This is a genomic window from Flavobacterium humidisoli, assembly GCF_023272795.1.
Classification (GTDB): domain Bacteria; phylum Bacteroidota; class Bacteroidia; order Flavobacteriales; family Flavobacteriaceae; genus Flavobacterium; species Flavobacterium humidisoli.
Genome location: NZ_CP096829.1, coordinates 501504 through 513469, shown reverse-complemented (window position 1 = coordinate 513469; position 11966 = coordinate 501504). Strand labels below are relative to the sequence as shown.

Genomic DNA, 11966 nt, shown 5'->3' with positions numbered 1-11966 from the left:
ATTTCAACTATTGTACATCTCTTTTAAGAGGTGTAAGACATGTTGAAGCTGGTTTAGCAAAAAGCTGACTACCATCTGGAGCCGTACAATTAAAGTTTCCAGTGTTGGAACATTCCTGTACAGCCACACAACTGTTTGGATTCGAGATATGCTTGTAGCCCATAATAGCTACAGTTTTCCCGCTTTTATCCATTGCACTTGTGTTGGCAGCACCAGCCAATCCCAGTGCAACCACTGCCATTGGCAAAACGATTTTGAAAATTTTAGTTTTCATAGTAATAGAAATTTATGGTTATTGATCTACTCTTTTTTACAGGTTTTCGATCTAATCCCTGCTATTTGGCCAATAGATTGTTTGTAACTTATTTTATGTAATTTGAAGTAATCCTTTCGTCTAGAAAATATCGAACAATATGGTTACCGATAAGGGCATATAATTTATCATTTTGGACAACAAAACTTTTCATTTTCTTTCCATCAATATTATAGATACAAAAGCTAAATAGGTAGCCGTTTTTTGACAAATCGTATACATCTATGATACTGGCTTCTTTCCACATTTGATCCTCTTCATACCGCCCAGGAATAGCAGAATTTACAAAGAGAAGATTACTATATGCAGTACTGCTTTTATTCACAAATAATGGAGGCTTGGAAAATTTTCTCTGATGATGGCTTTTAACTTTGACAATACTTAGTTTGGCATGAGAAATTGTATCGATCGTATTTCCTCTGAAATCAATTTTTAAGCTGGTATCAGCAACAGTAAACTGGTTGCGATAAGCATACAGGTAAATGATTCTTTTCAAACCCCTGCTATATAACAGTTGTCCGTCGGTATCAAAAACACCATCAAATTGCTTTTGCAAAATTTGAGGATTTAAAATAGTCTTTGCACTGTCTTCAAGATGTATGACACCTAGTACAGCTTCTCCATTTTTGGAACTATACGTGCAAACAGCGATTGTAGTAGAATCAATAGCTTCTGCTGTTGTAAAATATTCTCCGTTTTTTTTTATTAATTTACCTTTCCAATCAGAAATACTGCCTCGGTATACGCAAGGTACTGTCCCATCGACAACGAAAAAATTAGGTGTCTGAACGATGATTTTTACTCCTTTAAATGGTAAATCTTTTTGGTTTAAATCGATTAGTTTCTTTTCTGTCTGTACCAGTTTATTACTTAACACTGTAATTAGTAGCGGTGCTGTAGTATTTCCAAGATATATGCAATCTTGATCTGCTCCGGCAATATAATATGAATTCAATTTCAGGTCAGAAGTAGCCATCGTATGAATGGGAGTATGTGGAAATCGTCTGGTTAACTTATTATGATAATGAATTATATTCTCAGACATTAGAAATAGTGCAATCACTATTGCAAAAGCAGAAACTGAAATACTAAAAAAAAGGGCAAATATTGATCTTAATCTTATTTTACTTCCGGCATCTCTATTGTTGAAAGAGTGAAAAAGTATTGCTAGCACCGCCAAGAAAACAAAGAATATATTGAAAATTAAATGTTGTTTCCAATTGAGTTTTTCCAAAACACCTCCACACGAGCATGGTACAAAAGAAGTATAATGAAGAATTATAAAAATATAGATTGTAAACATTGCCATTAATCCATAAGCTGCAAAAAGTCCTATAAGACGAAGTTTCGGAATTAGAATCAGTATACAAATTAAATATTCAATAGCAGGAACTACTATAGAAATCCAATCCGTAAAAGCGCTTAATAATGGGGATTGTCCCAACTGTACTCGGAAGTTTTCAAAATCGAACAATTTACTTGTTGCTGCATAAACAAATAACAGAATGTAAAGCAAACAAACTACTTCTACAAAAATATACTTATGACGCTGGCTGAATTTCATGACGGATGATTGAGAATTGGTGATGTAAAATTCTCAAAATAGTTTTACATAACTGTTATCCAATCAGGAGATTGATTTGTCAATTCGGAATTATTTACATTCAGCCTCTACAACACCTCTATTAAATTGTTATAGCATTGGATTGTCACTTTTCGAGGAAGATTTCCTTTCAAAATGTGTGGGTGGATATCCGTATTTAATTTTGAAAGCCCTCGAAAAACTTGAATGTGTAGAAAATCCGATCAGGAGTGCAATATTTTTTAAAGGTATCTTGGTGTGCTGAATCAAATGTAAAGAGCGTTCAAGTCTTTGATTATTATACAATTGATAAATCGAGGTTTTAAAAAGGTATCTGAAACCAACTTTTAATTTATTTTCATTGGTGCCAAAAATTCTGGCGAGTTCCTGCAATGTTGGAAAGGATGCACCATTATATTCCAGGACATAATCGTAAACGGTCTGTATTAATTGTACATCCAGTTCATTATATGTTTCTTTTTCCTGCCCAATGATATTTTTTTGTTCTACCGGGGAAGCCTTAAATGAGCTGACTATTACCAGTCCGGATGGAAAAAGCTTCGACACGCTGCAAAAAGTGTCAATAATTAATTTATCAGATGTTAGAAATATAAGAGGCAGCGTGGTGTAATGTAACGCTCCCTGTTGCAGTTTATCTGCTATGGTCCTCCATATCGGTACTGATTCGGTCGCCAGAATTTCATCAAGTTTCTTTCCAAGTATTTTACTTGGTTCTGTGCCTAATAGACTTGGAATATCATCACTAAAATCTTTAATAACAAAATCTAAGTCCAATAAAAATGTACTTTGTACTACATAACGATAGGCCGCATGAGGATTAATATAGCCCAGATGAAACACCCCTTCCTTTATCTCCTGTGCCAGCCAATTGATTAAAACAGTCAAAACCTCAAGCTCATCATCATTCCCTGTTCGGGGTATCTGATAGAAAAAATTTCCAGCCGCCATTTCCAGAAGCATTTCATTAATATTTTTTACGCGTTGCTGATTGATCTCCTGATGCATATACTTCATTATTTGTGCATTTAAATACTAAACAAAAGGTTTTAGAAATTCTAGTGCAGATGATCTGTTGGTAAATACTTTGGTAGGAATCTGAGGCCTGCTGATTTTCATATAAAAAGAAATCATATAAAAAGACACACTTTTCTGATCCGAGGCAATAATTCCAACCGCTTTAGCTAAGATTGAACCGTGTTGTGCCAGATAGTTTCTGGCCGCTTTGTCCGAATCGATAATTCCACGGATGTCACAAAGAACAGGATATGCTGTTCCATCTTGAATTTCTATACGGTCCGCTACAATCTGCTGGGCTGACAACAGATCAATGACCACATTAGGCTTGTAGTTAAAAAAAAGAATCTTTTCACTGATCCAGAATACGGCAAATTCGTTTTCAAAATAGCGTTCCATACTTATGCTTTTAGGACCTTGTAAATTAGCAAATACCCAGCAAAGGATTGTTGCAAAAACAAGGCAAAAAGCAATAGTAAGCAATCATTTTTACTGAGGCTTATCAATTCAGGAGTATTGTTTGTCAATTCGGAATTTTTAACTAAAATCCAGTAATACCACTATTTTAAATTCGGAACTTTATAATCCTTTTTTCAAAAAACAAGACAAATTCATCAACTTTAATCCAATAGTAATGGCAAAAATTAAGCACAATGATTTTATTCAGACTATAGATGAAATTCTTTCCGGGGCAAAGCAGCAAGGCACAATCCATCTTTATGCTGAAGATACGGTACTCGATGGACGAACCATACAAATTAATGGCAGGAACCTGTTCCACTTTGCCACTACCAGCTATCTGGGGCTGGAATATGACCATCGGCTGAAAAATGCTGCTATTGCTGCCATTACAAAATATGGAACGCAATTTCCGCTTTCTAAAACTTATATTTCACATCCGGTCTATCAGCAGCTGGAAAGCAAGATTGAAACCATGTATGGTATGCCTGCAATTGTAACTAAAAACAGTACACTTGGACATCTGGGCGTAATACCAAATCTGATAAAGGATGAGGAAGGAATAATTTTGGATCATCAGGTACATTGGAGCGTTCAGAATGCCAGCCTGCCTTTGAAACTAAGAAATATTCCCGTGGAGATGATTCGTCACAATAACCTCCAAATGCTGGAAGACAAGATAAAAGACTTGTCTTCAAAATGCAATAAAATATGGTATATGGCAGACGGTGTGTATTCCATGTTTGGTGATTACGCACCGGTAAACGAACTGCTTGCATTGAGCAAAAAATATCCGCAGCTGCAGCTTTATTTTGATGATGTTCATGGAATGAGCTGGAGAGGAAAAAATGGTACAGGATTCGTATTGGATATTTTAAAAGAGTTGCCCGAAAATGTTTTTTTAATGAGTACGCTCAGTAAATCATTTGGAGCGAGCGGTGCTGCATTTTTTTGTCCCGATAAAAAACTATACGACAGGATTAAAAATTTTGGAGGACCACTGACGTTCTCTGCCCAGCTGGAACCGGCCTCAGTCGCTGCTGCCTGCGCTTCGGCAGACATCCATCTTTCAGATGAAATTACAATATTACAACAGGAACTGGAACAAAAAATATCTCTTTTCAATGAGATGATCACCAAAAGCACCCTGCCTGTAATAACCCCAAATAATTCACCTGTTTTCTTTTTGGGTACTGCAATGCCCCTGACTGCCTATAAATTAGTACAGCGTCTTTTTAATGAAGGTTATTTTGTCAATCCTGGATTGTATCCGGCAGTTCCGGTAAAAAACACCGGTATTCGCATTACAATATCGAGAAACAATGGTGATGAACAAATTAAAGGGCTCACAGAAGCTTTAGAATACCACTATCCTTTAGCACTCGAAGAAACTTCCAATACCCTTAATAAGGTTTCGATGGCATTTGGAATTCCACAGCCTGACTCTCAGGAAAAAGAAAATACTATAAAGCCGGCATTGAATTACCAGTATAAAACGAGTATCAAACAAATTAATGCAGCGTTATGGAATAAGCTCATAGATAAACAGAATATATTTGACTGGGATGGACTGTGTTTTTTGGAGGATGCATTTACAAACTGCAGTGAAATTGAAAATAATTGGGAATTTCACTATTTTATCATCAGTGATAATTTTGGTAATCCAATAGTGGCCACTTTTTTTACTTTTGGACTATGGAAAGACGATATGCTTGCGCCAGTGTCCGTTTCTCTACAGCTTGAAGAAAAAAGAATGAAGAACCCATTTTACATGACCTCCAAAGTGCTGGGTATGGGATCACTTTTTACCGAAGGGAATCATTGCTATATAAATAAAAAGCATTCCTTATCCAAAGATGCCTTACTGCTTCTTTTGGAGAAGGCAGAAATGCTGTATCAGGACTTAAATGCTGATATGCTGGTGTTAAGGGATTTCGAAGAAAACCAATGGCTTAGTGATCTGTTTCATAATCTGGGTTTTATAAAAATAGGAATGCCACAAACCTGTGTTATCACGGATATCAACTGGAATAACAATCAGGAATTTGCTGCAATTCTTTCCCCACGCTCTAAAAAACACTTTACCAGAGAAGTATTGCCGTATGAAAAAATGTTTCGGGTTATTATCAAAGACCGGTTAACTGATAATGAAGTTGCGCACGCATACAGCTTGTATAAAAATGTAAAAAATAACAATTATGCCGTAAATACCTTCACGTATCCCATTGCTGTCTTTGAAAAAATGGCTGCCCATCCATTTTGGGAATTTATCTTGGTTTATCTTAAGGATGATACAGATCTGGAGCCTGTTGGAGTGCTTTTTTGTTATAAGAATTGTGCACACACTTATGTACCATCACTAATAGGAATGGATTATACAGTATCCAGAAAATACAATTTATACCGCCAACTCTTATTCCAGGGAATTAAACGGGCACAGGAACTGCATTATAAAAGAGTAGAACTTGGAATCACAGCCACATTTGAAAAAAGAAAACTGGGTGCACAGCTAATTTCAAAATTTGCTTACCTGCAGGCTAAAGATAATTTTTCAATGGAATTGCTAAATACGATGCAAATTGAAAATAAAGCACCTTTATGAGCTGAATTCTTTTAACACCGATATAATTTAGTGGGATTAAAATCGTTTTGTAGAGTTTACTATGTGTTTTGAACATGTTACAGATCTTAATATTACTAGCAAAAGCCAATCAAAGCCGTTTGAAGGCAAATAATGCCTAAAAAGTATTCATTAACATACTTCTTTATATTTTTACTCTGCTTTTTAGTAAAGTAAAATTATAATCCCCTAATGATATACTTATGGCGTCAGAGAATAAAATATCCTATTACTCATTACGATTAAAGGAATTGCTCAACAGCAGCTTTCCTGAGTTATCAGGGGACAAAAAATTCATTGAACAACGCGGGCAATTAGCCGCTAAAGTGTACAATGATGCCTTTATGGCCGGAAATACAATTGAGCAATGCAATGAGATTGCGCAATATGTATTATTTGAAGGATTGCACTTTTCAAAATTCGATACTATATATAGGGTCATCTGTAACGAGTTCGACACGATCATGGCTGACGAGGAATTGCGCCCATTTGCCTTGAAAATGATGCCTGTCAGCATCCCTGTATTTGAGCAATACCGAATTACGGATGACTTTGCCGACAGCCAGGAATTTGAATTGCTCTACACCGAACTTACCGGCACTATTCAAATCTGGATAGAAGATAATGGGCTACAATAAAAGAGAACATTTAAAAAAGAATATCGAGGCGTTGCAGCTTGTTTTCCTGCTGGAAAAAGAAAAACGCCAAGCTACTGAAACCGAGCGGCAATTGCTCATGAAATATAGTGGTTTTGGTGGTCTTAAATTTGTACTCAATCCAGCTGATAAAGCCAATGATATTGACCGATGGGTAAAATCCGAACAGGATTTATTTTCGCTGACTCAGGAACTTCACCACCTATTACGGGAAAATGCACAGGACGAAAAACAATACTATCGTTATGTAGACAGTATAAAAGCTTCCGTCCTGACAGCCTTTTACACCCCGCCTTCAGTCATTGGAGCCATTGCAGATTCCTTTGGGGAAAATCAAATAAATATCGAACGCTTTCTGGAACCATCCGCCGGAACAGGATCATTTATAGAAGCATTCAGGAATGAAAGGCTATCACATATAACGGCATACGAAAAGGAATTCCTCACAGGACAACTATTAAAACAGCTTTATCCTGATAACAACATCCGGGTTGCCGGATTTGAAGAAATCCCGGATAGGGACAAAGAAACCTATGATGTAATTGCCAGCAATATTCCATTTGGAGATGCATCAATATTTGACCTTTCTTATATACGCAGCAAGGATCCGGCTCGCGTACAAGCTGCCCGAAGTATTCATAATTACTTCTTTCTAAAATCCACAGACATGCTTCGGGACGGTGGTCTATTGGCATTTATCACCTCACAGGGAGTTTTGAACAGTGCCAAAAATGAACCCGTACGTCAGGCTTTGATGCAAAACTGCAACCTGGTTTCTGCCATACGCTTACCCAATAATTTGTTTACCGATTATGCGGGAACCGAAGTGGGGAGCGATTTGATTGTACTGCAAAAAAACAATGGCAAATCAGGACTTTCCCAAAGGGAGCAGCATTTCTGTAGCACTTATACCACTTCTGACAATACTTCAAACAGTATGTTATTTGAAAACGCTGAGTATATAGTACATACCTCTTCATACCAAGCAACCGATATGTATGGCAAGCCCGCTTTGATTTATGAACATGAAGGCGGTATTGAAGGAATAGCAAAAGATTTAAAAAGAATGTTGTCCGACGATATCTCCAATCATTTGGATTCCGACTTATATAATGGACATAATACCACAGAAATTATTTCTAAAGATTCTATAGCTAAGGCCATTACACCTGTAATTGCCATTAAAAAAGAGGAATCTGCTACCGATAAATCAATAGTTAAAGTGAATTTTTCAGCAGCTTCACAATTAAGCTTGTTTAGTTTATATGAGAATACATCCGAAATAAAAATAACACCTCAAAAAAAGAAAGCGGTCCACCGATCGAAACGAAAAATGGTTTCACCCATCCGGCAGGGAAATTTATTTGATTTACCATTGAGCCAAAATAATACGATCCCATCAGTTCCAAAAGAACACGATAGAGAAAATAAGCCAATATTGGGAGATTTATTCTCAGATAGTGCGGGCTCACAAAATATAAGCGCTGAAGAACTGCGCATTTATACGGACAAATTACAGTCCTTTTACAGAAAGGATTGTCTGGTGATATACAAAGGCTATGTCGGCTATCTTAAGGTATTGGATCGAGACGAACAAAAAGCGGAATTTGAGCCACTGCCACTTCCTCCAATGCAAAAAATGCGGGCAGAGTGCTATATTCAGTTACGTGATGCTTATCTGGACTTGTATCAGAAGGAAGCGGAACAACAAACTGAACATACACCCGAAAGGGAAAAATTCAATCGTCTGTATGATGTCTTTGTCAAAAGATTTGGGAATGTGAACAGCGCGGAGAACATCCAGCTGATCAAAACCGATAGCGCCGGAAACGAGATTCCTTATCTGGAACGTGTGATTGGCGGTGTGGTCCACAAATCGGATATTTTCCACCATCCTGTCAGTTTTTCAGTAAGTACAGTAACAGTTGATAATCCTGACGAAGCATTGGCCGCATCACTCAATAAATATGGCATTGTCGATTTGAAATATATGTCGCAGATCAGCGGATTATCCCTTGACAATCTGAAAGAGAGCTTACAAGGGCATATTTTCTATAATCCTTTGGAAAATGAATATGAAATAGCAGAGCGGTGGATTTCAGGAAATGTGGTGGAAAAAGCCCACGCTATAAATAACTATTTAGAACAAAATCCCGAAGATCTGCAAGCCCGGGATAGTTTTTCCGCTCTGCAGCAGGCTTTTCCCAGACGCATCGAGTTTGAAGAACTGGATTTTAATTTAGGCGAACGATGGATACCCACTAATATTTACAACCATTTTGCTTCTCATTTGTTTGATACCGACGTCCGGATTCACTACACGGAAAATACGGATGATTTTTCAATTAATTGTGATACCAAAAATATCCGTATAACGGAGAAGTATGCTATAAAATCTCAAAGCCGTACTTATGACGGAATTGCATTGCTTAAACATGCTCTGGTAAATACCACACCTGACATTACCAAAAAAGTAATGCATGGCGATCAGGAAATAAAGGTGCGTGATATGGAAGCCATCCAGATGGCCAATACGAAGATTGATGAAATCCGAAAAGCATTTTCCCAGTGGCTCTATGCTCAAAACGATGAATTTAAGAAACGCATGACTGACAAATACAATAATACCTTTAATTGTTTTGTTCGTCCGCAATATGACGGCAGCCATCAGGACTTTCCAGGGCTGGACAGAAAAGCGTTGGGGATTGAAGACCTATATTCGAGCCAGAAGGATGCGGTATGGATGATCAAGTTAAACGGCGGGGCAATATGTGATCATGAAGTTGGCGCGGGGAAAACACTCATTATGTGTATTGCCGCTCAGGAAATGAAACGCTTGGGATTGGCGCATAAACCGATGATTATTGGACTGAAAGCCAATGTTCACGAAATAGCCGAAAATTATCGCAAAGCGTATCCACATGCTAAAATATTATATCCGGGTAAAGAAGATTTTACACCTCAAAAACGACTGCGTATTTTCGGGGAGATTAAAAACAATAATTGGGATTGCATTATCCTGACCCATGACCAATTCGGGATGATACCGCAATCCCCGGAAATGCAAAAAGAGATCTTACAGACGGAACTCGATAGTGTTGAAGAAAACCTTGAAGCATTGCAGTCTCAGGGAAAAGAAATATCACGGGCAATGCTCAAGGGAGTCATTATACGAAAACAAAATCTGGAAGTCAAACTCAAAACATTGCAACATGATATTGAAAACCGCAAGGATGATATAGTTGATTTTAAGATGATGGGCGTTGACCATTTGCTGGTGGATGAAAGCCACCGATTCAAAAACCTGATGTTCAACACCCGACATGACCGTGTTGCGGGACTCGGCAATATGCAGGGAAGCCAAAAGGCATTGAACCTGTTATTTGCTATTAGAACGATACAGGAACGAAGCGGAAAGGATTTAGGTGCTACTTTTCTTTCCGGAACCACCATCAGCAACTCGTTGACTGAACTTTATTTATTATTTAAATACCTGCGCCCGAAGGCTTTGGAAAAACAAGGTGTCAATTGCTTTGATGCGTGGGCAGCTATCTATGCGCGAAAAACTACAGATTATGAATTCTCAGTAGCCAACAATATTGCTCAAAAAGAACGCTTCCGGTATTTTATAAAAGTACCGGAACTGGCTCAGTTTTACACAGAGATTACGGATTACCGCACAGCAAAAGGTATTGGTATAGACCGTCCACAAAAGAATGAAATACTGCATAATATTCCGGCTACCCCCGAGCAGGAGATATTCATCCAAAAATTGATGGAGTTTGCCAAAATGGGTGATGCAACACTACTGGGAAGAGCAAAACTGTCTGCCTCCGAAGAAAAAGCAAAAATGCTAATCGCTACCGACTATGCCCGTAAGATGTCTTTAGATATGCGTATGATCAGTCAGAAGTATGATGATCACTCGGACAGTAAAGCCTCCCATTGTGCGGCAAAGTTGTCCGAATATTACAATCGCTTTAATGCCCAAAAAGGAACCCAGTTTGTATTCTCTGATTTAGGCACCTACAAACCGGGGGAATGGAATGTGTATTCGGAAATCAAACGCAAACTGATAGAGGATCACGGAATTCCTGCACATGAAATACGCTTTATTCAGGAGGCAAAAACCGACAAGATGCGCAAGGAGTTCATCAGTGCTATGAACGAAGGGAAAATCAGAATACTGTTTGGATCAACCGATATGCTGGGAACTGGAGTCAATGCCCAGAAACGTGCAGTTGCGATACATCATTTGGATACGCCTTGGAGACCAAGTGATTTAGCCCAACGGGATGGCAGGGCCATTCGCAAAGGCAATGAGATTGCCAAATATTTTGCAGATAACAAAGTAGATGTAATCATTTATGCAGTTGAAAAATCTTTGGACAGCTACAAATTTAACCTGTTACACAACAAACAGTTATTTATCGATCAGCTCAAAAACAATAGTCTCGGTAAGCGTACCATTGACGAAGGAGGTATGGATGAAAAATCTGGAATGAATTTCTCGGAGTATGTCGCCATTCTATCAGGCAATACCGATTTGCTGGAAAAAGCCAAATTGGAAAAAAAGATTACTTCCTTGGAAAGCGAAAAACAGGCTTTCACCCGTTCCAAGTCTATGTCAAGATATAAACTGGAAAGTAGTACGGCAACCCTTGAATCAGCAAAATCATTATTGGAAAGAATATCAATTGATTGGCAGAATATTGAAAAACGCATTCAGAAAAATAAGGATGGTACAGTAACGAATCCTGTGAAGCTCATTGGATTATCTGGGGACGCGGATACAAAGCAGATTGGTCAAAAGCTCAATCTGCTTGCTGATAAAGCACGTACAGAGGGACAGTATGAGGAAATTGGTACATTGTACGGATTTACACTTTTGGTAAAAACAGAGGTTTCGCAAAAAGAAGGGATTAGCATCAGGGATAACCGTTTTTTTATTCAGGGAGAAGGAAATATAAAATACACCTATAACAACGGGCAGATGGCGACCGATTCTAAACTGGCAGCCATGAACTTTTTAAATGCGCTGGATAAAATACCAGCATTGATAGAACAGGAAAAGAAAAAGATTAATGCCATTGAAAAAGATATTCCTGTACTTCATGAAGTAGTAAACAGCATTTGGACCAAAGAGAATACACTTGCCGAACTAAAAAATGAATTGGCAACACTGGAACGGTCAATACAATTATCCATTACTCCGGAACAACAAGTAGAAGATCCTGAACAAAAACTACAAGAAAATAAGACATCACAGCCTTCTCAGAAACTGAAAATCTCCTGATTGCA

Annotated in this window: 7 protein-coding genes; 3 read left to right on the top strand and 4 right to left on the bottom strand. The window is 37.9% G+C overall.

All coding sequences use genetic code 11. The features are described from left to right. Window positions 1-7 precede the first annotated feature (7 nt). The 4 genes from M0M44_RS02495 to M0M44_RS02480 form a co-directional block, all read right to left on the bottom strand. Window positions 8-274, bottom strand: a complete 267-nt coding sequence (locus M0M44_RS02495; protein WP_248728364.1) for a DUF6520 family protein — start codon at window positions 272-274, stop codon at window positions 8-10. An 88-nt stretch (window positions 275-362) separates the two neighbouring features. After that, window positions 363-1877, bottom strand: a complete 1515-nt coding sequence (locus tag M0M44_RS02490) for a MauE/DoxX family redox-associated membrane protein (RefSeq protein ID WP_248728363.1) — start codon at window positions 1875-1877, stop codon at window positions 363-365. Window positions 1878-2006: 129 nt separating this feature from the next. Beyond that, window positions 2007-2921 carry an AraC family transcriptional regulator gene (locus M0M44_RS02485; RefSeq protein ID WP_248728362.1) on the bottom strand — a complete coding sequence of 305 codons (915 nt, stop codon included), beginning with the start codon at window positions 2919-2921 and terminating at the stop codon, window positions 2007-2009. A 27-nt stretch (window positions 2922-2948) separates the two neighbouring features. Next, complete coding sequence (locus M0M44_RS02480) at window positions 2949-3329, bottom strand: DUF7793 family protein (protein WP_248728361.1); 381 nt, start codon at window positions 3327-3329, stop codon at window positions 2949-2951. 235 nt (window positions 3330-3564) lie between these two features. On the opposite strand from M0M44_RS02480, the gene M0M44_RS02475 reads away from it, so the two are divergent. The 3 genes from M0M44_RS02475 (at window position 3565) to M0M44_RS02465 (ending at window position 11961) form a co-directional block, all read left to right on the top strand. Further along, window positions 3565-5991: an aminotransferase class I/II-fold pyridoxal phosphate-dependent enzyme gene (locus M0M44_RS02475; RefSeq protein WP_248728360.1), complete on the top strand. Its 2427-nt coding sequence runs from the start codon at window positions 3565-3567 to the stop codon at window positions 5989-5991. Between the two features lie 221 nt (window positions 5992-6212). After that, entirely contained in the window at window positions 6213-6647 is a 435-nt protein-coding gene (locus tag M0M44_RS02470) for a DUF1896 domain-containing protein (RefSeq protein WP_248728359.1), read from the top strand. Further along, a complete protein-coding gene (locus M0M44_RS02465; RefSeq protein ID WP_248728358.1) occupies window positions 6634-11961 on the top strand; it encodes an N-6 DNA methylase in 5328 nt (1775 codons plus the stop codon). Before M0M44_RS02470 ends, M0M44_RS02465 begins: the two co-directional genes overlap by 14 nt. The last annotated feature ends 5 nt before the right edge of the window (window positions 11962-11966 follow it).

What these genes read in the sequence shown, in the direction of transcription:
- M0M44_RS02490 (WP_248728363.1), bottom strand. Translation starts at nt 1,877, where the DNA reads ATGAAATTCAGCCAGCGTCATAAGTATATTTTTGTAGAAGTAGTTTGT.
- M0M44_RS02495 (WP_248728364.1), bottom strand. Translation starts at nt 274, where the DNA reads ATGAAAACTAAAATTTTCAAAATCGTTTTGCCAATGGCAGTGGTTGCA.
- M0M44_RS02465 (WP_248728358.1), top strand. Translation starts at nt 6,634, where the DNA reads ATGGGCTACAATAAAAGAGAACATTTAAAAAAGAATATCGAGGCGTTG.
- M0M44_RS02485 (WP_248728362.1), bottom strand. Translation starts at nt 2,921, where the DNA reads ATGCATCAGGAGATCAATCAGCAACGCGTAAAAAATATTAATGAAATG.
- M0M44_RS02475 (WP_248728360.1), top strand. Translation starts at nt 3,565, where the DNA reads ATGGCAAAAATTAAGCACAATGATTTTATTCAGACTATAGATGAAATT.
- M0M44_RS02470 (WP_248728359.1), top strand. Translation starts at nt 6,213, where the DNA reads ATGGCGTCAGAGAATAAAATATCCTATTACTCATTACGATTAAAGGAA.
- M0M44_RS02480 (WP_248728361.1), bottom strand. Translation starts at nt 3,329, where the DNA reads ATGGAACGCTATTTTGAAAACGAATTTGCCGTATTCTGGATCAGTGAA.